The 23,239-nt window shown below is 60.7% G+C and carries 19 protein-coding genes; 11 read left to right on the top strand and 8 right to left on the bottom strand.

Annotated features, from left to right (window positions below; all coding sequences use genetic code 11):
• A partial coding sequence (locus tag NCT03_RS20395) for a M35 family metalloendopeptidase (RefSeq protein ID WP_250493642.1) occupies positions 1 to 626 on the bottom strand: 626 nt, incomplete at its 3' end.
• 1,545 nt (positions 627 to 2,171) lie between these two features.
• Here NCT03_RS20395 and NCT03_RS20390 point away from each other — a divergent pair.
• Positions 2,172 to 3,623 (top strand): aldehyde dehydrogenase family protein, encoded by a 1,452-nt coding sequence (locus NCT03_RS20390; RefSeq protein WP_244829239.1) that lies wholly within the window; start codon positions 2,172 to 2,174, stop codon positions 3,621 to 3,623.
• A 194-nt stretch (positions 3,624 to 3,817) separates the two neighbouring features.
• Here NCT03_RS20390 and NCT03_RS20385 read toward each other — a convergent pair whose 3' ends face one another.
• Together NCT03_RS20385 and NCT03_RS20380 are read right to left on the bottom strand one after the other, a co-directional pair.
• A complete protein-coding gene (locus NCT03_RS20385) occupies positions 3,818 to 4,162 on the bottom strand; it encodes a hypothetical protein (protein WP_250493641.1) in 345 nt (114 codons plus the stop codon).
• 97 nt (positions 4,163 to 4,259) lie between these two features.
• Positions 4,260 to 5,204, bottom strand: coding sequence for a LysR family transcriptional regulator (locus NCT03_RS20380; protein ID WP_250493684.1), 945 nt, complete (start codon positions 5,202 to 5,204; stop codon positions 4,260 to 4,262).
• Between the two features lie 432 nt (positions 5,205 to 5,636).
• On the opposite strand from NCT03_RS20380, the gene oxlT reads away from it, so the two are divergent.
• The 5 genes from oxlT to NCT03_RS20355 all read left to right on the top strand — a co-directional run bounded on the left by oxlT (position 5,637) and on the right by NCT03_RS20355 (position 10,298).
• Positions 5,637 to 6,989, top strand: a complete 1,353-nt coding sequence (oxlT, locus tag NCT03_RS20375; RefSeq protein WP_250493640.1) for an oxalate/formate MFS antiporter — start codon at positions 5,637 to 5,639, stop codon at positions 6,987 to 6,989.
• Positions 6,990 to 6,998: 9 nt separating this feature from the next.
• Positions 6,999 to 7,940: a LysR family transcriptional regulator gene (locus NCT03_RS20370; protein ID WP_250493639.1), complete on the top strand. Its 942-nt coding sequence runs from the start codon at positions 6,999 to 7,001 to the stop codon at positions 7,938 to 7,940.
• 290 nt (positions 7,941 to 8,230) lie between these two features.
• On the top strand, positions 8,231 to 9,244 hold the full coding sequence (locus tag NCT03_RS20365; protein WP_250493638.1) for a 2-dehydropantoate 2-reductase: 1,014 nt from the start codon (positions 8,231 to 8,233) through the stop codon (positions 9,242 to 9,244).
• A gap of 111 nt (positions 9,245 to 9,355) precedes the next feature.
• Positions 9,356 to 9,577: a hypothetical protein gene (locus NCT03_RS20360; RefSeq protein ID WP_244829244.1), complete on the top strand. Its 222-nt coding sequence runs from the start codon at positions 9,356 to 9,358 to the stop codon at positions 9,575 to 9,577.
• A complete protein-coding gene (locus NCT03_RS20355; RefSeq protein WP_244829245.1) occupies positions 9,567 to 10,298 on the top strand; it encodes a GntR family transcriptional regulator in 732 nt (243 codons plus the stop codon). Before NCT03_RS20360 ends, NCT03_RS20355 begins: the two co-directional genes overlap by 11 nt.
• A gap of 203 nt (positions 10,299 to 10,501) precedes the next feature.
• Here NCT03_RS20355 and sucD read toward each other — a convergent pair whose 3' ends face one another.
• On the bottom strand, positions 10,502 to 11,374 hold the full coding sequence (gene sucD, locus NCT03_RS20350) for a succinate--CoA ligase subunit alpha (protein ID WP_250493637.1): 873 nt from the start codon (positions 11,372 to 11,374) through the stop codon (positions 10,502 to 10,504).
• Between the two features lie 14 nt (positions 11,375 to 11,388).
• Positions 11,389 to 12,588: an ADP-forming succinate--CoA ligase subunit beta gene (gene sucC / locus NCT03_RS20345; protein ID WP_250493636.1), complete on the bottom strand. Its 1,200-nt coding sequence runs from the start codon at positions 12,586 to 12,588 to the stop codon at positions 11,389 to 11,391.
• A 310-nt stretch (positions 12,589 to 12,898) separates the two neighbouring features.
• On the opposite strand from sucC, the gene NCT03_RS20340 reads away from it, so the two are divergent.
• The 4 genes from NCT03_RS20340 (at position 12,899) to NCT03_RS20325 (ending at position 19,088) form a co-directional block, all read left to right on the top strand.
• The gene (locus NCT03_RS20340) at positions 12,899 to 14,665 is read left to right on the top strand and encodes a thiamine pyrophosphate-binding protein (protein ID WP_250493635.1); all 1,767 of its coding nucleotides are present in this window, start codon (positions 12,899 to 12,901) and stop codon (positions 14,663 to 14,665) included.
• 38 nt (positions 14,666 to 14,703) lie between these two features.
• Entirely contained in the window at positions 14,704 to 15,960 is a 1,257-nt protein-coding gene (gene frc / locus NCT03_RS20335) for a formyl-CoA transferase (RefSeq protein ID WP_244829248.1), read from the top strand.
• Between the two features lie 81 nt (positions 15,961 to 16,041).
• Positions 16,042 to 18,240, top strand: a complete 2,199-nt coding sequence (locus NCT03_RS20330; RefSeq protein ID WP_250493634.1) for an acetate--CoA ligase family protein — start codon at positions 16,042 to 16,044, stop codon at positions 18,238 to 18,240.
• A 59-nt stretch (positions 18,241 to 18,299) separates the two neighbouring features.
• Entirely contained in the window at positions 18,300 to 19,088 is a 789-nt protein-coding gene (locus NCT03_RS20325; protein ID WP_250493633.1) for a fumarylacetoacetate hydrolase family protein, read from the top strand.
• A 112-nt stretch (positions 19,089 to 19,200) separates the two neighbouring features.
• Here the strand turns inward: NCT03_RS20325 and NCT03_RS20320 are convergent, their stop codons facing one another.
• From NCT03_RS20320 to NCT03_RS20310, 3 genes are all read right to left on the bottom strand, one after another.
• Positions 19,201 to 19,455, bottom strand: coding sequence for a CsbD family protein (locus NCT03_RS20320; RefSeq protein WP_244829251.1), 255 nt, complete (start codon positions 19,453 to 19,455; stop codon positions 19,201 to 19,203).
• A gap of 109 nt (positions 19,456 to 19,564) precedes the next feature.
• On the bottom strand, positions 19,565 to 19,921 hold the full coding sequence (locus NCT03_RS20315) for a response regulator (RefSeq protein ID WP_244829252.1): 357 nt from the start codon (positions 19,919 to 19,921) through the stop codon (positions 19,565 to 19,567).
• Entirely contained in the window at positions 19,918 to 21,429 is a 1,512-nt protein-coding gene (locus NCT03_RS20310) for an ATPase domain-containing protein (protein ID WP_250493632.1), read from the bottom strand. Before NCT03_RS20310 ends, NCT03_RS20315 begins: the two co-directional genes overlap by 4 nt.
• 1,056 nt (positions 21,430 to 22,485) lie before the next feature.
• On the opposite strand from NCT03_RS20310, the gene NCT03_RS20305 reads away from it, so the two are divergent.
• Positions 22,486 to 23,217, top strand: coding sequence for an OmpA family protein (locus NCT03_RS20305; protein ID WP_250493631.1), 732 nt, complete (start codon positions 22,486 to 22,488; stop codon positions 23,215 to 23,217).
• The last annotated feature ends 22 nt before the right edge of the window (positions 23,218 to 23,239 follow it).

Raw genomic sequence — 23,239 nt, 5'->3', positions numbered from 1 at the left:
CGGTGTCTTGGGTTTGCGTGGCATAACGGCTCCATTTCCATAATGGTAGCCTCACACACAAAATTGCTGACAGTCCCGCATTCGTGTACGAGAGTAAGCTGCATCGAGTCTCTTCTGCTTTTTGTTACCTGTGGCAGCGTGCAAAATTTCTCGTGAATGGCAATGGTATGCGTAGCCGTGTCGGGTGAGCAAACATGCGCTACTACCCCGTCAGGGGCATTGATATTTGGCACGCAACCCAACACCTTTTCGGCTTCCGGGTCGGGACGAATAAAATTTTTTGGCCGCAATCCATTCATAACCCCGCTTAAGGCATTTAATTTTTTGACTAGTTCTTGCCGCATCGCCTCGTCCGTGCTGCCGAAGTAGGCCTTGACTCGAGCTTGCTCTTTGGCCCAAAGCGTAGATAAGGCCAGCACTCGAAGATCGATAAGTTTGAGCGCGTCATCCCGCAATCTCATCATCAATTGCCGAAATTCGGCGTTCGTCATGTTAGGGCAGATGGGCGTCGTATTGACAAAAACATCAACCGTCGAACCTTCTACCGTGTTTGTCATCGCTTCGCCGACCGTGAACCATTCTGGATGATTCCCTCCACCCGGTGGCATGCCGTAAGTACTTTCCATTCCTTCTATCCTTTTTTCAACTCGCGACGCTTTTGCATTGCTTTTTTAATGCCGACGGTTTGCCTTGTGCGTCCTTGGTCCCGTCCAGCGTCAAACCCGAAGCCGTATGTCGGCGATATCGCACGCCACACACGGTTGAATAGCTTCGTCACGTTGAACGACCTGCTGGTCGTAGATGACTGACGGCCTGGACAGACCGTCATGTTGCTTGTTGCTAAATGTCCTGCCGCACTGCCTCTGCTGTCTTCAATAAGAATGCCGGCATTACTTCCCGCATCACGCTATCTATGTCGCACGGGCACCGCACGCGGTTCCCGTTCAGCACGCTTGCGCGCACGTTCAACGTGAGAGTGTCACCGCTACCGTGTATGTTGAACCGGCGTTCGCATATCCCACACGTAGCCTCTCTAAATGAAGGGCTACTCGTTTCCCTTCATCGAAAGTTGTCGAGATAATGGCGAGTACCATCTCACCCGTGATAGTCCTATCAGCGTGTCGTACGGCAAATTTCGTCATAGCTGTACGTCGAGTTGGATTGAGCCGGGTTTGCTTGTTTTGATGCGTTGAGTTCGCCCAACTGTGTCCGTGGTTCCCTCAAAGAAGGCCCCGGAACCGGTACGCACGCGATAGCGTACATTCGCGAGGGGTTCGCCTGTCGCATGGTCGCGCAACGTGAATGTTTCGTCATAGTTTTAAGGCGGCGGACGACTTCGCGAAGCCGCTTGACACAGCGACCTCGGCCGACGCGGGGCGCGCTTCGCTGTCGTCAATGATCCTGTGCCGACGGCCGTAGACCGAAAAGATAGTAGGCATGGTTGCGCATTTACACGCTACATGATCGCCGTCTACAGCCTGAAGTCTGCCGAGAATGTTCGTGCGTCGATGCCGCCTAAGCCGTGCGCCTTCGACAATCGTTCCCTCCGTGCCGCATGCGGCACAGAAAGCAAAGTCGCCGATACGTGCCGCAGTTCGGAGTCGGCCGCTTTGATCCGCGATCCTGAAAGGGGCGGCCCCTCGAATGACATAACTGTCTTTGTGACTGCTAAGTGGATCGCCTTCTACCGCAGCATAATAAATAGTCATGCCGTGCTCTCAGGTCGTTAGCGCGCACAGATACTTAGTTTTGCCGTCTTGTGTGCTCACGTTTTATCTCCGTCCAAGGTCAAATGTCCTATGACGGTATCGCGAAATAGTTCGATGGAGCATTGAAATTTGTAAAATCAATCTTGCAATGAGAGCTTGCTAAGAGGCAGCGAGTGCGCAGCGCGACCGAGAAAACTTAAGTTCGCCGACGCTTAGGCTTAGGAGTCGACCGGGAGCTGCAGCCTAGTGCAGAAGTTGTCTGCCGCCGCGTAACCAACCGCCCAAATAACCCCGACTGAAAAGCCATCACCCAAACCCCTCCGCCCGCTCGCCCAAGCCGCCAAAGAAACCCGAAACCACCCACCCATACACCCCACCCTATACAAACGATAAGAATGTTTTTCTATCGACAACGCCGTAAGTGCCCCACCATGAGACGATTCGATAAAAGCGGAGACGATCATGGCAAGCACCACGGATTTGAAGCGCTACGAACTGCTGATCGGCGGCGAGTTCGTCCGGCCCGGCGGCGCGGAATATTCGACGAATCTCGATCCCGCCACTGAAGAGCCGATCGCCTACGTCGCGCAAGGCACCGCCGCCGATGTCGATCGCGCCGTGATCGCCGCCCGCGCAGCGCTCAAGCCATGGAACGCCATTCGCGCGGCGGATCGCGGGCGCATTCTAATGAAGCTCGCCGACCTCCTGCGCCAAAATCAGGACGAACTCGCCGCGCTCGAAAGTCTAGACGGCGGCAAACCAATCGCGGCCGTGCATCGGCAAGACGTGCCCGCCGCCATCGACACGCTGACCTACTACGCCGGCTGGTGCGACAAAATCAACGGCCAGGTCGTCCCCGCGCGACCCGACGCGCTCACCTACACCGTGCGCGAGCCGGTCGGCGTCGTCGCGGCCATCGTGCCGTGGAATTTTCCGCTGATGATCGGCATGTGGAAGATCGCGCCCGCGCTCGCCTGCGGCTGCACGCTGATCGTCAAGCCCGCCGAAATCACGCCGCTCTCCGCGCTGATGATCGGGCGGCTCGCGCTCGAAGCCGGCGTGCCGCCCGGCGTGCTCAATATCGTGACGGGCAAGGGTTCGGTCGTCGGCGATGCGCTCGTCGCGCATCCAGGCATCGACAAAGTGACGTTCACGGGATCGCCATCGGTGGGACGCGGCATCCTGCAAGGCGCGGCAGGCAACTTCAAACGCGTCACGCTAGAATTGGGCGGCAAATCCGCCAACGTTATTTTCGGGGATGCCAACATCGACGGCGCCGTGCGCGCGGCCGCCTCGGGCATCTTCTTCAACGCAGGGCAGGTGTGTTCGGCGGGCTCGCGCATCCTGGCGCAACGCACGGTCTACGACGAAGTGGTCGAGCGCCTCGCCGAGCGCGCGCGCACCATCAAGCTCGGCGATCCGTCGAAGCGGGAAACCAACATGGGCCCCGTGATCTCCGCCAAGCAGATGCAGAGCGTGCTGAATTACGTGGACATCGGCAAGGAGGAGGGCGCGTCGCTCGTGACGGGCGGACGGCGCGTCGGCGAGCGCGGTTACTTCGTCGAGCCGACCGTATTCGCGAACGTCGAACACGAGATGCGCATCTCGCAGGAAGAAATCTTCGGACCGGTCGCAAGCGTGATTCCCTTCGATGACGAAGCCGACGCGCTACGCATCGCGAACGGCACGCTGTATAGCCTCGCGGCGGGTGTGTGGAGCGCGGATATCGGACGCGTGCATCGCATGGCGGCGGGGCTCAAGGCGGGCACGGTGTGGATCAACACTTACGGCTATACGGATGTGCGCTTGCCCTGGGGCGGCTCCGGCGATTCCGGCTTCGGCCGTGAACACGGCGATGTCGCCATCGAAAACTTTACGGAGCCCAAGGCGGTTTGGGTTTCATTGACGCCTTGATACGGGCTTTTCAATGAGCGGCAGCTTTGAATGTAGGCTGCTGCTTGCTTCTGTAGAGAGCGCGTTCGCCGGCGTTCGGATTGCGGCACCTGCACAACCGAATGCCGAAAAGGCGGCCCGCACTAATGCCGGTCCGCCTTTCCGAAAACCATGAAAGCGCGTTCAACGTCTCATACGAATACCGAAGCCGAGAATCAAGCTCGCACCTCTTTTCCTTCGTCATCCCGCGCACGCCAAAGCCGCGCGCGCTGCGTGCTGTCTTCATACTGCACGGTGTTTTGGCGGCACGCTTCGATTGTCGAATTCTTCCGCTCGACAATTGCGCCGCAAAGAAACTCCGCGCTATAAGCCTTCAAAAGATGCGGCGAATGCGTCGCGATATACTGGGCGATCTTTCCGTAATCGCTTTCGGTCGAAGCGAGCGCGCGGTAGGTATCGGCATCCCAACGGAACATCAGGTCGAGCTCTTCGAATGCAGTATTGAAAGCGCACACTTGCGCCTGAACTTCGCGGTCGTCGCTTAAGGTCGCATGACTCATTTTCGTCTCCTGTATGGCCGTGGGGCTTCCATGCAGGATAGGGAACTCGATCCATTTACGAAAATTAAACTTTCTTCGCGTTTATATTTCGGATGACTTATACATCGGGTTTACCGGTACTCGCGACAATATGCGTAATCGCTTCGATTTGAGCCGCGCCTTCATCGACAAGAAATTGCTTGAATGCCAATGCAACCGGAGGCAAACGCTTGTTGTTGCGATGAACGACGAACCAGTTGAGCATGACGGGAAAACCCTTGATATCCAGCACCGCGAGTTTGCCAACTTGCAGTTCCATGCTGATGGTGTGAGCAGACAAAAAGCTCACGCCCATGCCCGCAATGACAGCCTGCTTGATGGTTTCCGTGCTGGTTATCTCCATCGCCACATTCAGATTGGAGAGACGGCCGGCAAAGCCTTCTTCCATCGAATTCCATGTGTCGGAGCCGCGCTCACGAACGATAAACGGTTCATCCGCAAGCGCTTCTAGCGGCACGTCCTTGAGCCCGACCAGTGGATGATCTGGCGGCGCAACGATCACATACGGATGCGGCGCGAAGGAGATATTCACCGTGTCCATATCGCGTGGCGGCCGAACCATGACGGCCAGGTCGGTGAGATTATCAGTCAGTTGATGCAGCAGTTCCTCGCGATTATGAACCGCAAGATTGAGGCGGACATCCGTATTACGTTTGGTGAATGCCGCAAGCAAGCGCGGAAAGAAGTAGTCGCCCGCGCTAATGACCGCCACGTTGAGCGTACCGCCCGAAACCCCTTTGAGCCGCGCCATGGCGTCATCGGCTTCGCGGAATTGTTCGAGGATCGCGCGGCTGTGATGAAGCATCTCGTTGCCCGCGGTCGTGAGATAAATCTTTTTGCCGAGTTGCTCGAAAAGCGGCATGCCTGCATGTTCTTCGAGCTGCTTGACCTGAGTGGAAACAGCCGGCTGAGTGAGATAAAGCTCTTCGGCCGCGCGGGAAAAGCTCAACCGGCGTGCAACCGTTTCGAAGATTTTGAGTTGACGCAGGGTAGCATTACGCAGCACGGCGGGCCCTCATCCATTCACGATACTGAATTTATACAATAATTTTTTCTAACTTTCCTTAATCGTTTATATCCCCCACGATGCTTTCACGTCCTGCCAGTCTGTAAGACTTTCAAGGGCGAAGCGCACGGCCCCCACGGCGCGGCATCTTTAGCACCCAGCCAAAAAACGAAGCCTGCAAAGGCCGCATCAACCATCCAGCTCTATTGGGAATCGCTCGAAATGATTCTTCGATCGCCTGACGCGGATGCTTGCCGGATGTTCTCATCCATCGCCTTGTTCGATACGCGTTGCCACGCCCGCGTCGCGTTACCCGAGCACTTTCCCTGACCGACCGCCACGCCGCCGACGCGCATATCGATGCACTCGCGCCGGCATCTCGCTGTAAATCAAGCGCCGCACGAGCGCGAATGAATAACGGAGACAGACATGGCAAGCGCAGACACGGTTGTGTCCGGGCAACCGCACGGGCGTCATCACAATAGGTGGGTTCAGTTGACGATCGGTATCCTGTGCATGGGACTCGTCGCCAACCTTCAATATGCATGGACGCTGTTCGTCGTACCGATGGATGCCAAGCACCATTGGGGCCAAGCGGCGATTCAGACCGCCTTCACCATCTTCATCGTCACCGAAACCTGGCTCGTGCCCGTCGAAGGCTGGCTCGTCGATAAGTTCGGGCCCCGGCCCGTCGTCATAGGCGGCTCGATCTGCGCGGCCATCGGCTGGTGCATCGATGCGCATGCGACCAGCCTCATGCATCTCTACATCGCGGCCGTGGTGGCGGGCGTGGGCGCGGGCTGCGTGTACGGCACGTGCGTGGGCACGGCGCTCAAGTGGTTCCCGGACAAGCGCGGCCTTGCGGCGGGTTTGACGGCCGCTGGTTTCGGCGCGGGCGCGGCGGTCACGGTCATCCCCATCTCCAACATGATTCAGAGTGCGGGCTACGAGCACGCGTTCATGTTCTTCGGCATCTTCCAGGGCGTGTGCATCTTCCTGCTCGCGCTCATGCTGATTCGTCCGAAGCCGCCCTTGAACGTGATTCCGGCCAAGCGCGTGGTGTCCACGAAAATCGACTACACCACCGGGCAGATGGTGCGTGCGCCGCTCTTCTGGGTGCTGTACCTGATGTTCGTGTTCGTCGCGGCGGGCGGCGTGATCGCCACGGCGCAGTTCGGCCCCATCGCCAAGGAATACGGCTTCGCGAAGATGCCCGTGAATATCCTCGGCGTGACCTTGCCGCTGCTTGCGATGACGCTGTCCATCGACAACCTGTGCAACGGTTTCACACGGCCTTTGTGCGGCTTCATTTCGGACAAGATCGGCCGAGAGAACACCATGTTCATCATCTTTCTGGGCGAAGGCGTGGCGCTGCTCGGGCTGATGCAGTTCGGCCACAACCCGTACATGTTCATGCTGTTCGCCGCGCTCACGTTTCTGTGCTGGGGCGAGATATTCTCGATTTTCCCCGCCACTTGCGCGGATACTTTCGGCAGCAAGTACGCGGCGGCCAACGCGGGCACGCTTTACACGGCAAAAGGCACGGCGTCGATGCTGGTGCCGCTTGCCTCGGTGCTCGCGTCGATCGGTTCGTGGAACGCGGTCTTCATCACGGCGGCGATCACGTCGATTGCAGCGGGCCTGTGCGCTAAGTTCGTGCTCGCGCCGATGCGCAAACGCTGGATCGAAAACACGGTCGCCGAAACGGCCGCGGATTCGTCGATCAACGCGTCGTTTCAGGCGGGCTGGAGCGACGCGCCGCGCAAACCGTCGGTGCAGTGAGCGAGCGGCATGCGCGATCGTCGAGATGAAATCGCGCCGCCGCTTTGCGTATCGCTGCATCAGTTGCGGTTGTTCGTCACGCTCGCGCGGCATCGCAGTTTCACCCGCGCGGGCGATGAATTCGGTATCACGCAGTCGGCGGTCAGCCGAAGCATCCGCGAACTCGAGGATGAACTCGCGCTGCGGCTTTTCGACCGCACGACGCGTCAGGTCGCGCTCACCGATACCGGGCGTACGCTGCTCGGGCGCATCGCGCCGCTCGTCGAGGAACTCGAAGCGACGCTGCGGCCGCGCACCGCGAACGAAGCCGAACCGGGCGTCGTCAATCTTGCCAGCAGTTGCAGCCTGACCGCGAGCGTGTTGCCTGCGTTGCTCGGCTCGTGTCATGAGCGGCATCCGGGAATCGCGGTCACGGTGATGGACCGGCCGCAGAACGCCGTGCTGCAACTGGTGCGTTCGGGCGAAGCGGACATGGGGCTCGTGATCGCGCCCGGGAGTCTCGACGAACTCGTTGCGGAACCGCTATTCGACGACGGCCTCGCTGCTGTCGTCAACGTGTCGAGCCCGCTTGGCGATGCGGACTATATCGACTGGACGCAACTGCGCGCTTCGCCACTTCTCCTCCTCGATGACGACACCGGCAGCCTCGATGCCATAGAAGGGGCGCTTGCGCGTCACGCGGTGACGGGCGCCTTGCGTCAGCGTCTCGCGCAGCCGATTGCCGTCGCGCGAATGGCGCAGGCGGGACTTGGCATCGGCGTCTTGCCGATGCATGCGCGGATGGCTTGCGAGACCATCGGCGTGCGGTTCGTGCCGCTTGCGCCGCGGGCCGTGCGAACGGTGATGCTCGTGCGGCGGCGCGGGCATGCGTTGCGGGCGAATGCAGCGCATGTGTGGTCGCATGTTGCGGCGTCTTCGTCGCGGAGTTCGATGGCGTTTCAGGCTGCGTGAATCCGCGCGGACGCCGCGCAGGCGTAGTCATACGTCGAGTGCTATGCATCGTCACCCGGCGGTGCGCAGAACCTTAGTCGTCGCTATCGAACTGTTTCTGTTTGACGGTCACGCGGCGCGCGCGCTTAATTCCCTTAGCAGGCTCTCCCTAAACGACACGACACAAACGCGCTCCTTGTGCGGGTTTCCGCTCGCCCGAAACCGCGCGATTCGCCTTGTCGCTCCCCATCATGGAATGTAGTATCTTGTATATCAGAAGGTGATCCGCATACAACCTCAGGAGACGAATCATGAAGATCTGCGTGTATGGCGCCGGTGCGATCGGTGCATATATGGGCGCACAACTCGCGCGGGCTGGAGCGGACGTCAGCTTCGTGGCGCGCGGGCCGCATCTCGCGGCAATGCAAGCGAACGGCGTGAAGCTTCAGATCGATGGCGAGGAACACGTCGTCAAAGTCCGCTGCACGAACAATCCCGCCGAACTCGGCCCGCAAGATTTCGTGATCATCGCGCTGAAGGCGCATTCGGTGCCGGGCGTCGTCGATCTCATTCCGCCGCTCCTTGGACCCGATACGGCGATCATCACCGCCGTCAATGGCCTGCCTTACTGGTACTTCTACGAGCATGGCGGCGAACTTGCTGGAACGACGCTGCAAAGCATCGACCCAGGCGGGCGGCAGTGGAGCGTGTTCGGACCTGAGCGCGCAATCGGCTGCGTGCTGCTGCCGGCGGCGGAGATCGCGGAGCCGGGCGTCATCAAGCATGTGTACGGCAGGAAGTTTCCCATCGGCGAACCGAGCGGCGAGATCACCCCGCGCCTGCAGGCGCTACACGACATCATGGCCGCCGCCGACATGGAAGCGCCGATGCGCGACAACATCCGCGATGAAATCTGGCTCAAGCTCTGGGGCAACCTGTGTTTCAACCCGATCAGCGCGCTCACGCATGCGACGCTCGACGTGCTGACGAGCGACCCCGGCACGCGCGCGCTTTCCAAAGCGATGATGCTGGAAGCAAAAGCAATCGGCGACAGGATCGGCGTCAACTTTCGCGTCGATGTGGAGCGGCGCATCAATGGCGCGGGCGCGGTGGGCGCGCACAAGACATCGATGCTCATGGACTGCGAAGCCGGCCGCCCGATGGAGATCGATCCGCTCATCACCGTCGTGCAGGAAATCGGGCGCCTCGTGAAAGTCGAGACACCGATGATCGATGCCGTTCTCGCATTGATCAAGCTGCGCGAAGGCGTGAACCAAGGCACGGCCAAGGCTTTACCGCCCCCGCAAACGCAGAAAGCCGCCTAAACTGCATCCAGGAAGCCGGCGTTGTTTCTGATATACAAGATGCAAAATATGTTGAAATGTATTGCAACGCAACATATACTGAGGGCTCTTGAAGATTAACCGGAGCCTGAAATGAGCATCGCCTTGTTGGTTGTCATCGGATTTGCGCTGGTTGCTGTGGGTGTGGGCGTTACGTTTATGATTGCGTCGGCGGTGCCGCAGGACATGCTGCAGCGCGCACAGGATCACGGTCGGTTTGCCGGTCTCGCGGCGGACGACCAGAACGGCGGTTCGGGCAAGCGTGTCGATGCTTCCCGCCCGCACATGGGAACTCAAGTCATCAATGCCATCTGATACTCAATCCGTAGACCGGCCGGACGTTCGCCCAAGCGGCCTTACGCTGTCGCTCGAGCCGATCAATGCCACGGTTTCGCTGCGCGATCAGGCGTACGCGAAGCTGCGGCAGGCAATAGCGGAAGCGGACATCTACCGTTCGCGGGAAGAGATCCGTCTCGACGAAAAAGAACTGACCGAAGCACTGGGCGTAAGCCGCACGCCCATTCGCGAAGCCATGACGCTGCTGGAGCAGGAAGGCTTTCTGCGAACCGTGCCGCGTCGAGGCGTCTATATCTTGCGCAAGACCAAGCGCGAGATCGTCGAGATGATCCACATGTGGGCGGCGCTGGAAAGCATGGCGGCGCGCCTTGCCACGCAGCGCGCGTCGGACGAGGAAATCGCGCAGTTGCGCCACATGTTCGACAACTTCCGCGACGCCACGCCGGCGGAGCACATCGACGAATATTCGGAAGCGAATATCGCGTTTCATCAGGCTATCGTGCGGCTGTCGAAGTCGCAGATCATCTTCGACACGATCAAGAACATCTTCGTGCACGTGCGCGCCATTCGCAAGATGACGATCTCGCAGAGCGACCGCGCGTCGCGCTCGATCGTCGATCACATGCGGATCATCGAGGCGCTCGAGAAGCGCGACACGGAACTGGTCGAGCGGCTGGTGAAGCAGCATTCGCTGGATCTCGCCGCGTTCGTCGAGGCAAATTGCGACTTTCTCGATTGAGTCCGAACTGAAAGCTGGCAGGCAGATTGACAAAGGCCGCGTGACGATTAACGTCACGCGGCCTTTTTTTATCCTGCACAGCCGAGACTGCGTTACCCGCTGCCGGTGGCTCGCGCGCGTCTGCACGCTGACAGGATTGACGACGGCTGTCCGACTATCTCGCCGCGCCGGGGGAGCCACTCAATTCCTCATGGCGCCCTTGCTCACCGCATCGCGTGAAGCATCGTTTCACCGAGCGCGGCGGGGGAATCGGCGACAAGAATGCCCGCTGACTTCATTGCGTCGATCTTCGCGCTTGCCGTGCCCGAGCCGCCCGAAATAATCGCGCCCGCGTGCCCCATGCGGCGTCCCGGCGGCGCGCTCGTGCCGGCGATAAACCCGACCACCGGCTTCTTCGTGTTCGCGTCCTTCAGAAACTGCGCGGCTTCTTCCTCCGCCGATCCACCGATCTCGCCGATCATGATGATGCCTTCAGTCGCGTCGTCTTCGAGAAAGAGCGCGAGGCAATCGATGAAATTCGTTCCATTCACCGGATCGCCGCCAATGCCGATGCAGGTCGTCTGCCCGAGCCCCGCAGCGGTGGTCTGCGCGACGGCTTCATAAGTGAGCGTGCCCGAGCGCGACACCACGCCTATTTTCCCCGGCCGATGAATATGCCCCGGCATGATTCCGATCTTGCATTGCCCCGGCGTGATGACGCCCGGACAATTCGGCCCGACGAGCCGGCTGCGCGAGCCGGTGAGCGCGCGCTTCACGCGCAGCATGTCGAGTACCGGAATGCCTTCGGTGATACAGACGATGAACGGCACCTCCGCGTCGATGGCTTCGAGGATGGCATCGGCGGCGAAGGGCGGCGGCACGTAGATGACGGATGCATCCGCGCCGGTTTTCGCGACCGCGTCGGCGACGGTATCGAACACGGGCAGGTCGAGATGCGTCGTGCCGCCCTTGCCCGGCGTCACGCCGCCAACCATGCGCGTGCCGTACGCAATCGCCTGCTCGGAATGGAACGTGCCCTGCGCGCCGGTGAAGCCTTGGCAAATGACCCTGGTATTGCTATCGATCAGAACGCTCATTGTCGGCTTCCTCGTCAGTGATGGGCAGCGGCGACGGCGCCGACGATCTTGTCGGCGGCATCGGCGAGATTTTCAGCGGGGATGATGGTGAGGCCGGAGTTGCGCAGAATCTCGCGGCCCGCGTCGACGTTCGTGCCGGCAAGGCGCACGACGAGCGGCACGCGCAGGTCGATCTCGCGCGCGGCCGCGACCACGCCTTCCGCGATCACGTCGCAGCGCATGATGCCGCCGAAGATGTTGACGAGAATGCCTTGCACTTTGGGGTCGCGCAGAATCAGCTTGAACGCGGTCGCGACGCGTTCCTGGGTCGCGCCGCCGCCCACGTCGAGGAAGTTGGCGGGCTCGCCGCCGTAGAGCTTGATGATGTCCATGGTCGCCATGGCGAGGCCCGCGCCGTTCACCATGCAGCCGATGTTGCCGTCGAGCTTCACGTAATTGAGGCCGTGTTTCGCGGCTTCGATTTCGGCGGCATCTTCCTCGTCTTCGTCGCGCAATGCTTCGATATCGGGATGCCGATACAAAGCGTTGTCGTCGAAATTGAGCTTGGCATCGAGCGCGATGACATCGCCGGAACCGGTGACGACGAGCGGATTCACTTCCACGATGGAGGCATCCAGATCGACGAACGCCTGATAAAGCGCCGCGATGAACTTCGATGCCGCCGCCACTTGCTTGCCGCTCAAGCCTAGCCCGAACGCGACTTCGCGTGTGTGAAACGGCTGGAGACCCGTCGCCGGATCGATCGACACCTTGAGAATTTTCTCCGGCGTGCGATGCGCCACTTCCTCGATCTCCATTCCGCCTTCGGTCGACGCCATGATCGTGATGCGCGACGTGGCGCGATCCACCAGCATGCCGAGGTAGAGCTCGCGTGCGATGTCGCAGCCTTCCTCGATATAAAGCCGTTTCACTTCCTTACCCGCAGCGCCGGTTTGCTTGGTCACGAGCACCGACGCGAGCATCTGCTGCGCGTTTTCTTGCACCTCGTCGACAGATTTGACGACGCGCACGCCGCCTTTGCCGTCGGGATCGTTGGCGAAGCGGCCCGCGCCGCGTCCGCCCGCATGAATCTGCGATTTCACGACCCAGACCGGGCCGCCGAGGGCGCGCGCCGCGTTGGCCGCGTCGATCGCGGAGAAGGCAACCTGGCCTTGCGGTACGGCGACGCCGTACTTCCGCAGCAGCGCCTTCGCCTGATATTCGTGGATATTCATCGTGTCTCCCTAGTCGTCGGTTCTCTGAGCGCAACCGGGCTTCAGCGACTGCGACGGTGCGTTGAAATATGATATATCACATATCACGACAGGATTTCACGCTGTTTCGTTGATGCTCTGCAGCACGAAATACGCGCTTAAGAAGCTGTGGAAGCGCTAAGAAGTGATGACGCATTGCATCACAGGGTTTTCGCCATCGCTCGACACTTGACTAATACTGTGTGTGGAATATTGTATATCACAGCAACCGGACGGCAGCGCGACGTCACGGAAGCCTTGAACACAACCCCCTTCGAGGAGGAGACAAACAATGTCCGAAGTCGTCAGCAGCCGTCCGGAAGTCGCTCCCGCCACCACCACCGCGGATGACACGCTCAAACAAAAAACACGCGGCGCGGGTGTCGTCTCGGGCGGCCATTTGGTCGCCCGAGCGCTCAAGAACGAAGGCGTCGATACCATCTTCACGCTGTGCGGCGGTCATATCATCGATATCTACGATGGCTGCGTCGATGAAGGCATTCGCATCATCGATGTCCGTCACGAACAGGTCGCCGCCCACGCCGCCGATGGCTACGCGCGTCAGACCGGCAAGCTCGGTTGCGTCGTCACCACGGCCGGCCCCGGCTGTACCAACGCGGTGACAGGTGTCGCCACGGCGTTTCGCTCGGAAAGCCCGATCATCCATATCGGCGGGCAGGGCGCGTTGACGCAGCACAAGATGGGCTCGCTGCAAGACCTGCCGCACGTCGACATGATGGCGCCGATCACCAAGTTCGCCGCCACCGTGCCGAGCACCGAACGCATCGCCGACATGATCTCGATGGCCGCGCGTGAAGCCTTCAACGGCGCGCCCGGCCCGGCGTACCTGGAGATTCCGCGCGATGTGCTCGACCGCGAAATCGATGTCTCCAAGGCCGTGATTCCGCAGCCGGGACGGTATCGCGCATCGACGAAATCGGTGGGCGATCCGCTCGATATCGAGAGGCTGGCCGACCTGCTGGTCGACGCCGAGCGTCCCGCGATTCTCTACGGCCAGCAAGTGTGGACCGCGCGCGGTCACGAAGAAGCCATCGCGCTGTTGCGCGGCCTCGACGTTCCCGGCTACTTCAACGGGGCGAGCCGCGGCCTCTTGCCGCCGGGCGACCCGCATCACTTCGACCGTACGCGTTCGCAAGCCTTCGCGAAGGCCGATGTGATCGTGATCGTCGGCACGCCATTCGACTTCCGCATGGGTTACGGCAAGCGCATCAGCCGCGATCTGAAGCTCGTGCAGATCGACATGGATTACCGCACGGTCGGCAAGAACCGCGATATCGATCTCGGGCTCGTAGGCGACCCGGGCGCGATCCTCGGTGCGGTGCTGCAAGCGGCGAGCGGACGCTTCAAGAACGACAAGCGCCAGAGCCGTCAGGCGTGGATGCGCGAACTCGCGGCGGCGGAAGAAACCGCGACGGCCAAGCTGATGCCGCTCTTCACGTCGGACGCGAGCCCGATTCATCCGTACCGCGTCGCGCACGAGATCAACCAGTTTCTATCGGACGACACGATCTATATCGGCGATGGCGGCGACGTCGTGACCATTTCCGCGCAGGCCGTGCGTCCGCGCCGTCCGGGTCAGTGGATGGACCCCGGCGCGCTTGGTTCGCTCGGCGTCGGCACGGGCTTCGCCATCGCGGCGGGTCTTGCGAACCCCGAAAAGGAGGTACTCTGCTACTACGGCGACGGCGCTTTCTCCATGACTTCGTTCGACATGGAAACCGCGAATCGCTTCGGCGTGCCGTATCTCGCCGTCATCGGCAATAACTCGGCGATGAACCAGATCCGCTACGGCCAGCTCGCCAAGTACGGTCAGGAGCGCGGCAACGTCGGCAATTTGCTCTCGGACGTGCCGTATGGCCGCTTCGCCGAAATGCTCGGCGGCTATGGCGAGGAAGTGTACGAGGCCTCGAAGATCGCGGGCGCGTTGCAGCGTGCGCGGGAATCGATCGCCAAGACGGGCAAGAGCGCGGTCGTCAACATCTGGGTCGATCCGACCGTGTACGCCCCCGGCACGATGGCTCAAACGATGTACAAATAAAGCCACTGACAAGCCACTGAAGACATTGGGAGACAGCCATGAATAATTCGGGCAAGGCACTGGATGGCGTGCGCATCCTCGATTTCACGCACGTTCAGTCTGGGCCGACCTGCACGCAGTTGCTCGCGTGGTTCGGCGCGGACGTCATCAAGGTGGAGCGCGCGGGCGCCGGAGACATCACGCGCGAGCAGTTGCGCGATATCCCCGACGCCGACAGCCTCTACTTCACGATGCTCAACCACAACAAGCGTTCGATCACCATCGATACGAAGAATCCCGAAGGCAAGAAGGTGCTCGAAACGCTCGTCAAGAAGTGCGACGTGCTGGTCGAGAACTTCGCGCCGGGCGCGCTCGATCGCATGGGCTTTACGTGGGAGCGCATTCAGGAGCTGAACCCGAAGATGATCGTGGCGTCGGTCAAGGGCTTTGGGCCCGGACCGTACGAAGACTGCAAGGTGTACGAGAATGTGGCGCAATGCGCGGGCGGCGCGGCATCGACGACGGGTTTCGACGATGGCCCGCCGGTCGTCACCGGCGCGCAGATTGGCGACTCGGGCACGGGCTTGCACCTCGCACTCGGGATCGTCACGGCGCTGTATCAGCGCAATGCAACAGGGCGCGGCCAGCGCGTGCTCGCGGCGATGCAGGACGGCGTGCTGAACCTGTGCCGCGTGAAACTGCGCGATCAACAACGGCTCGAACGTACCGGCACGATGAAGGAATATCCGCAGTATCCGAACGGCACATTCGGTGAGGCGGTGCCGCGCGCGGGCAACGCCTCGGGCGGCGGCCAGCCGGGCTGGATTCTCAAGTGCAAGGGTTGGGAGACGGACCCGAACGCGTATATCTACTTCATCACGCAGGCGCCGGTCTGGGGCGAAATCTGCAAGGTGATCGGCAAGGAAGAGTGGATCGACCATCCTGATTACAAGACGGCCAACGCGCGCCTGCCGCATCTGAAGGACATCTTCGCGGAGATCGAGCGCTGGACCATGTCGAAGACCAAGTTCCAGGCCATGGAAATTCTCAACAAACACGACATTCCGTGCGGCCCGATTCTCTCGATGAAGGAAATCGCCGAAGAGCCGTCGCTCAGAAAAACCGGCACCGTCGTCGAAGTGGATCATCCGGTGCGCGGCAAGTATCTGACGGTCGGCAATCCGATCAAACTGTCGGATAGTCCGACTGAAGTCGTGCGCTCGCCGCTGCTTGGCGAACACACCGACGAAGTCATGGCCGAACTCGGCTACTCGCCCGATCAGATCGCGACGCTGAGAAGCCTCGGCGCAATCTAAACGCCTCATTCGATGCCTGTCGCGCCGCCTCCTCGTGATGCGGCGTGGAGTGGCACGTCCATACGAACGGAGACAAGTCAGATGAACAGCACCGTTGTGCAGGAACGCAATGACTCTTCGACGCAAGTCGCGAACGCTATTCCGCTGCATGCAGCCGATGCGAAACGCCGCGTGGCGGAAGTGTTCGATCGCGTGAAGGCGGAAGGGCGCACGTCGCTCACGGCGCCGGAAGGCAAGCTCGTCTGCGATGCATACGGCATCGCCGTGCCGCGGGAAGGCGTCGCGACGAGCGCGGACGATGCGGCGAAACTCGCGTCGTTCATCGGCTTTCCGGTGGTGCTGAAAATCGTCTCGCCGGAGATTCTGCACAAGACGGAAGCGGGCGGCGTGCTCGTCGGCGTGAAGAACGAAGCCGATGTCAAAGCCGGCTTCGCGACGATCCTCGAGAACGCGAAGAACTACGACGCGGACGCCACGGTCCTCGGCGTGCAAGTTCAGCAGATGGTCGGCGCGGGACAGGAAGTGATCATCGGCGCGGTGACCGATCCTTCGTTCGGCAAGCTGATCGCGTTCGGGCTAGGCGGCGTGCTCGTCGAAGTGCTGAAGGACGTGACCTTCCGGCTCGCGCCCGTCACGCGAGACGAAGCCGCCTCCATGCTCGACGGCATTCAGGCGGCTGAAGTGCTGCGCGGCGTGCGGGGAGCGGAGCCGGTGCATCGCGAGAGTCTCGTCACGCTGATCGAGCGCGTGTCGCGCCTCATCGACGACTTCCCGCAAATCTCGGAGATGGACCTGAACCCGGTTTTCGCGAGCCCGAGCGGCGCGGTGGCGGCGGACGTGCGCATCGTGATGGACTTCGAGCCTGCCGCGCCGCGTTACCGGCCGACGCAGGAGCAGATCGTCGCGCAGATGAACCGCATCATGAAGCCAGACGCACTCGCCGTGATTGGCGCGTCGAACGAGGACGGCAAGATCGGCAATTCGGTGATGAAGAACCTCATCAACGGCGGCTACCAGGGCGCGATCTATCCGATCCATCCGAAAGCCGACGAGATCATGGGCCACAAGGCGTACAAGAGCGTGAAGGACGTGCCCGGCGTGATCGATGTCGCGGTGTTCGCCATTCCCGCGAAGTTCGTCGCGCAGGCGCTCGTCGAAGTCGGCGAGAAGCAGATTCCCGGCGCGGTGCTGATTCCGTCGGGCTTCGCGGAGACGGGCAATCACGAAGGCCAGGAGGAACTCGTGCGGATTGCGCGTCAATATGACATTCGCATGATGGGCCCGAACATCTACGGCTTTTACTACACGCCCAAGAATCTCTGCGCGACCTTCTGCACGCCGTATGACGTGAAGGGCAAGGCGGCGCTGTCGTCGCAATCCGGCGGCATTGGCATGGCGATCATCGGCTTTTCGCGTTCGGCGAAGATGGGCGTCTCGGCAATCGTCGGGCTCGGCAACAAGTCGGACATCGATGAAGACGACCTGCTTACGTTTTTCGAGCAGGACGACAACACCGAGATCATCGCGCAACACTGCGAGGACTTGAAAGATGGCCGCGCGTTCGCCGAAGCCGCGAAGCGCGTATCGAAGAAAAAGCCGGTCGTCGTGCTGAAGGCTGGACGCACGAGTCTCGGCGCGCGTGCGGCCAGTTCGCACACCGGCGCGCTCGCGGGCAACGACAAGATCTACGAAGACGTGTTTCAGCAATGCGGCGTGATCCGTGCGCGGTCGCTGCGCGATTTACTGGAGTTCGCGCGCGGCATTCCCAAATTGCCGACGCCCAAGGGCGAGAACACGGTCATCATCACGGGCGCGGGCGGCTCGGGCGTGTTGCTCTCGGACGCGTGCGTGGACAACGGCCTGTCGCTCATGACCATGCCCGAGGATCTCGACGCCGCATTCCGCAAGTTCATTCCGCCGTTCGGCGCGGCGGGCAATCCGGTGGACATCACGGGCGGCGAGCCGCCGACGACCTATAAGAACACGATCAAGCTGGGTCTAGAAGACGAACGCGTCCATTCGATCATCCTCGGCTACTGGCATACCATCATCACGCCGCCGATGGTCTTCGCGAAGCTCGTGATCGAAGTGAAGGAGGAGATGAAGGCGCGCGGTATCGAAAAGCCGATCGTGGCGTCGCTCGCGGGCGACGTGCAAGTGGAGGAGGCGGCGGAGTATCTATACGCGCATGGCGTGCCGGCCTATGCGTATTCGACCGAATTGCCAGTGGCGGTGCTCGGGGCGAAATATAAGTGGGCGCGCGGCGCGGGATTGATCTGAGCAAAGCGGGGCGCTTAGGTGCCCCGCGGCGCCCCTTCCTAATCACACGGACCTTCATAGTGACCACCTGGATTCGTTTTCGCGATGCCGACGGCCGTATTGGCTTCGGCACGCTCGATCCGCACTCCGGCCGCGTCGTGCAGCACGACGGCGCATTGTTCGGGCAAGCACGTCCGACCGACATTTCCTTCGCCGCCGACGACCTCACCCTGCTCGCGCCTTGCGAACCGAGCAAGGTCATCGCGTTGTGGAACAACTACTACGCGCTGTCGCAGAAGCTCGACAAGGCGCCACCTGCGCATCCGCTCTTTCTGATCAAGCCGCCAATGTCCGTGATCGGGCCGAACGAGTTGATCAAGCGGCCGAAAAGTTATCACGGCAAGATTGCGTACGAGGGTGAACTGGGAATCGTGATCGGCAAGACGGTTTCGGGCGCGTCGGTGGAAGAGGCCGAGGCGGCCATTTTCGGCTATACGTGCGTGAACGATGTCACCGCCATCGAACTCTTGCAGGAAGATCCCAACTTCGCGCAATGGTGCCGCTCGAAGGGCTTCGATACCTTCACGTGTCTCGGGCCCGCCATCGTCACGCCAGGCAACGGCTTCGACTGGCGCGCGGCCCACGTGGTCACGACGCTGGACGGCGTCGAGCGTCAAAATTATCCGCTCGACGACATGATCTTTTCGCCCGCCGAGCAGGTTAGCCTGCTGTCGCACGACATGACGCTCGTTCCCGGCGATGTCATCGCGTGCGGTACGTCGATCGGCGTGGGATCGATCAAGGACGGCGCGCGCGTGGAAGTGACGATTCGCGGAATCGGTACTCTGGCGAACACGCTCGCGGCCTGAAGCGGTGTGAGCGGTGTGAGCATCGTGCAATGAAAAACGGCAAAGCCGACTTGCGGACTTTGCCGTTTTTTCACGCCTGGCGCCATGCGAGATGGCGCCGCGCGTCGATGTCTCAACGATCGCGATTCCACAGCGCGCCGAGCACGAAGCCCACGGTCGCCGCGATCAGCAAACCGTTGATCGGCTGACTCGCCACCGCCACGCGCAATTGATCCACGGTCTCACCGTAGCTCTGCTGCAGCGAGCCGAGCGCCTGCCGCGTCTTGCCGGCCACTTGCGTTTCCGAGTCGCCCGTAAGCGCGCCAACCGCATCCTGCACCTTGCCCACGACCTGTTGCGCCGCGCCTTCCACTTGATCCTGCACCATGGTGCCTCCCTTCTCGTCTGTAGCGGTTATGGTCAATGTTGCAGCGGGCTGATCTTGCGGCATCCCGGCAACGTCCGAGTGAAACAAGGAGCACGCTTCGTGCCCAAGGTCAGGCTTCGCCGAGTTTATGTTTAACCAGATCGAGCAAATCGTCGATGGAAAGCGGCTTGCGGCGGAACTGCGCGTTGGCGTGTTCCAGCGTGGGCGCATGCGCCGCCGCGCTCATGAGAATCACGGGGACCTGTGCGAGCGAGTCGTTCGCCGCCAGTTCGCGGATGAAGGCAACGCCGTCCATGTGCGGCATCATCCAGTCGGTGATGACGAGGTCGGGCGGATTCGCGCGCGCGGATTCGAGCGCCACGCGCCCGTTCGACGCGGTCGTCACTTCGTAGCCTTCCATCTCGAGAATGAGGCGCCAGGTTGTGAGGATGTCGAATTCGTCGTCGACGACGAGGATTTTTTTCATGCTCGCTGGCCGGGGTCCGACACAGAAAGCGCAGGCGCCAACGACGGATGTCCGGACAGCAGACCCGTCGAGCCGATGAACCCTTCGCTGATATGCAATCCGCGCGAATCGATCGTGAGACGGCGGATCGCCGTATCGTGCGAACCTTCGCGCTGTTTGACCACCGACACCATGCGATACAGCGACGAGTTTGCCTCGACATAGCGCAGGAGCACGATGTTTTCGGTCATCGCGGACGCCCGCAAGGTGGTCGGCGTCGTCGAATCGCCGTAGAGCGGCAACTCTTCCGTCACGAGCGTGGTGACGCCGGCTTCGCGCAGACGGTGCGTGAGCGCGTTCAAGAATAGCCCGAGGCGCTCGGTGCGGTTGGCCGACTGAAAGAAGCCGTCGACGCCATCCACCACGAGCCGCGACGCCTTCGAGCGCTGGATCGACGCAATCAGTTCCGAGGCAAGTTCGTCGATGGCGAGTTCCACGGCGGGATGCCATTCCAGTAGCAAGCGGCCGCTATCGACAGCGTCTTTCAGGTCGATGCCGACCGACGCCGCCTTCGCGATCAGCCGCTCCGGCGACTCGTAAAGCCCGAAGTAGACGCACTGCTCGCCGCGCGCCACGCCCGCCTGCAAAAACTTGAGCGCGAGCAGCGTTTTGCCGACGCCCGAGGGCCCGATAAACGTGGTGGTCGAACCGCGCACCACGCCGCCGCCGAGCATCTGATCGAAATCGGGGAAACCGAAGGCAAGACGGCTTTCGAAGTCCGGCACGTCCTGCGCATTCGCCGACGATGCTTCGAGTCGCGGGAAAGTCACGAGTCCGTCCGGCGTGATCTTGAAGAAATGCTTGCCGAGCAGATGATCACGCGCGCGCAGCTTATGCACTTCGATTTCCCGTGCGCGGCGCATTCCGGTGTTGTAGCGGTTCAGCTCGATCAAGCCATCGACCAATGTGTGCTCGGGATGCGGCTCGTTGCCGGAAAGCGGCGCGAGAATGAGCGTCGTGCAGCGCGCGGCGCTCACGAAGGCTGACAACTCGTGGATGAATTGCGAGAGTTCGAGTTCGGTCGAACTGAATTCGCGGGCGCTGCGAAAGCCGTCGATGACCATGAAACGCGGGCGGCTCGTGCGGATGGTCGCCGCGATGAGCGAGAGAAAGCCGGACAGGCCGTCGCGTATCAGTTCGTGGTAACCGCTCACGAACAGCATGCGTTCGGAGATGGCGTCGGCGTCGTAGAACGACATTGCCCGGAGGTGCGACAGCAGCTTCGTGTGCGATTCGGCGATCAGCGTGATGTATAGCACCATGTCGCCCTGGCCCACGCGATGAAAACCGATCTGCGACGAAAGGATCGTCTTTCCCGCGCCAGCCATGCCTTCGATCATGTACAAACCACCTTCGGCGAGACCGCCGCCCAGAATCTCGTCCAGACCTGCCACGCCAGTCGTGACGTTGCCGTCGTTGGGTATGGGCTGTCGGGGCGAAACGGTGGGGAGCTTGTCGTCTTGGGTCATGGAGTGTTCGTTTTACTTGGCGATCCGTTTGAGCGAACGCGAATTATGGCTGACTCCGAGCAACAATGGGATCTTCCATCGGTTGTGAAAGCCCGTCCGCCTTGGCGCTGGATGGCAACCCATCGATGGGCAGAGGCGCGCGTTGGATTCCCGTTCCTGCAAAAAGGGTGGCGCTAAAGGTTTGAACTCTACTCGTCCGCATTTTTCACGCCCGCTCGTCTTCTCGGGAGTGCATCCCAAAAATAGGACGAAATTGAGAACCTTCTCATGGGCGATGACGCTTGGCCCTGTTGAAATGGCATCCATGCATTAACGAGGGCCGAAGATGGATCGAGGCCTTTTCTGTTCCAGGCGTTACGCGCCGTTTCATTTCAGGTCAGCCATGTCCCGTCCGAACTCGCTTTCAAGCATCGTCACGCTCGCGTTTTGTCTCGTCTCTTCGTTTCCGATTTCAGTTTCATGCGCGAATGCCGGCGAACGGTTGCCCGATTCGCGCATTCTTTCGGCAGCTCCGTTCAATTTTCACGCGGACAAGGAAATCTTCTCGCGCCTGCCGGCAAAACCCGTGGATTCGCGCATCTTTTCGCCCAATAAGCCCGAACGCTACAACGGCGATTCGCGAGTGGCACAAACGCGATTCGATCACGCGCAAATGATTTGATTTGGAAGAGTAGAGCGCGCAGGTTGTTCTGGAATTAATTGGATTCTCTGACCATAATCAGATACGCATTAAGCTGGATGCGTAATCCGAATTGAGCAACTTGCCGGCAAAATGTCGCCGAATTGCATGACGTCGATGGTCGCAACAGTCGTTCAGATGGCGCACGCTTCGGTGATTAATGAGATGCGAAGCGGGATGTCGATTTTTGGGAATTGTCCCTGCGGTAAGTTCTTAAGCCGTTGCTAGAATCGCGGCGGCTTTCGGTCGTTTCAAGATCGCGATACCGAACTTCATCTATTTCTCAAAACGGGCTTATTCGCGCTTTCGCAATTCAGGCGCTGAAATAAGCGGAAATCCCGTCAATTGCCAACAGGCGCTCTGCTTACTCATTCAATATGTTCAACAAGACCATTGCCACTATTCTCGCGAGCGTCGCCGTTCTTGCCGCTTGCTCGTCCACGTCCAGTCCTGCGACCAGTCTTGCGTCCAGTCCCACGTTCAATCTCAGCGAAATTCAGACGTCGAACGGCCAAAAGGCTTTCCGCGCCGAATGCTACGGCTTGTTCGAAGGCGGCAGCCAATGCATGGCCGCCGCGCAGAAGGCTTGCGGCAACCAGCCGGTGAACCCGCTCCAGAACGTTGCAGGAACGAAGACACCGGACAATGTCTCCGAGCTGATTTTTGTCTGCGGTGCACCGGCACAGCCCGTGCAGCCGGCGGCTGCGGAACCCGTGCCGCCAGCGGTGGTGGATACGGCGACCGTCGCGCCGGTCGCGCCGGCCGCACGCAAGATTTCCCTCGACGAAAAGACGAACTTCGACTTCAACAGCGCCCAGTTGACGCCGAAGGCCAAAGCCTCGCTCGATCAGATCATCTCGGAAGGACGCGGCACGACGTTTTCGTCTGTCAGCATCGAAGGACATACGGACTCTGTTGGCTCCGCGCCGTATAACCTGGCGTTGTCCCAGCGTCGCGCGGAGTCGGTGCTCGAATACCTCAAGAGCCACGGTCTGAAGGCGAACGAGTTCTCCATGAAGGGCTTCGGCAAGTCTGTTCCAGTGGCATCGAACGCGACGAGTCAGGGTCGCGCCGAGAATCGCCGTGTGGAAGTGACGCTCAATCCGTAAGCTAGACGCTGTCGAAGAAAAA

This window comes from Caballeronia sp. GAWG1-1, from assembly GCF_023631465.1.
Classification (GTDB): domain Bacteria; phylum Pseudomonadota; class Gammaproteobacteria; order Burkholderiales; family Burkholderiaceae; genus Caballeronia.
Note: the sequence above shows the minus strand (reverse complement) of the source record. Positions and strands in the feature narration are given on the sequence as shown.

Bases quoted from the DNA above. Each gene is read 5' to 3' on its own strand.
- sucC (WP_250493636.1), bottom strand. From the start codon at position 12,588: ATGAATATCCACGAATATCAGGCGAAGGCGCTGCTGCGGAAGTACGGC.
- NCT03_RS20390 (WP_244829239.1), top strand. From the start codon at position 2,172: ATGGCAAGCACCACGGATTTGAAGCGCTACGAACTGCTGATCGGCGGC.
- sucD (WP_250493637.1), bottom strand. From the start codon at position 11,374: ATGAGCGTTCTGATCGATAGCAATACCAGGGTCATTTGCCAAGGCTTC.
- NCT03_RS20315 (WP_244829252.1), bottom strand. From the start codon at position 19,921: ATGAAAAAAATCCTCGTCGTCGACGACGAATTCGACATCCTCACAACC.
- NCT03_RS20305 (WP_250493631.1), top strand. From the start codon at position 22,486: ATGTTCAACAAGACCATTGCCACTATTCTCGCGAGCGTCGCCGTTCTT.
- oxlT (WP_250493640.1), top strand. From the start codon at position 5,637: ATGGCAAGCGCAGACACGGTTGTGTCCGGGCAACCGCACGGGCGTCAT.
- NCT03_RS20310 (WP_250493632.1), bottom strand. From the start codon at position 21,429: ATGACCCAAGACGACAAGCTCCCCACCGTTTCGCCCCGACAGCCCATA.
- NCT03_RS20385 (WP_250493641.1), bottom strand. From the start codon at position 4,162: ATGAGTCATGCGACCTTAAGCGACGACCGCGAAGTTCAGGCGCAAGTG.
- NCT03_RS20365 (WP_250493638.1), top strand. From the start codon at position 8,231: ATGAAGATCTGCGTGTATGGCGCCGGTGCGATCGGTGCATATATGGGC.
- NCT03_RS20320 (WP_244829251.1), bottom strand. From the start codon at position 19,455: ATGGTGCAGGATCAAGTGGAAGGCGCGGCGCAACAGGTCGTGGGCAAG.
- NCT03_RS20360 (WP_244829244.1), top strand. From the start codon at position 9,356: ATGAGCATCGCCTTGTTGGTTGTCATCGGATTTGCGCTGGTTGCTGTG.
- frc (WP_244829248.1), top strand. From the start codon at position 14,704: ATGAATAATTCGGGCAAGGCACTGGATGGCGTGCGCATCCTCGATTTC.
- NCT03_RS20355 (WP_244829245.1), top strand. From the start codon at position 9,567: ATGCCATCTGATACTCAATCCGTAGACCGGCCGGACGTTCGCCCAAGC.
- NCT03_RS20340 (WP_250493635.1), top strand. From the start codon at position 12,899: ATGTCCGAAGTCGTCAGCAGCCGTCCGGAAGTCGCTCCCGCCACCACC.
- NCT03_RS20370 (WP_250493639.1), top strand. From the start codon at position 6,999: ATGCGCGATCGTCGAGATGAAATCGCGCCGCCGCTTTGCGTATCGCTG.
- NCT03_RS20330 (WP_250493634.1), top strand. From the start codon at position 16,042: ATGAACAGCACCGTTGTGCAGGAACGCAATGACTCTTCGACGCAAGTC.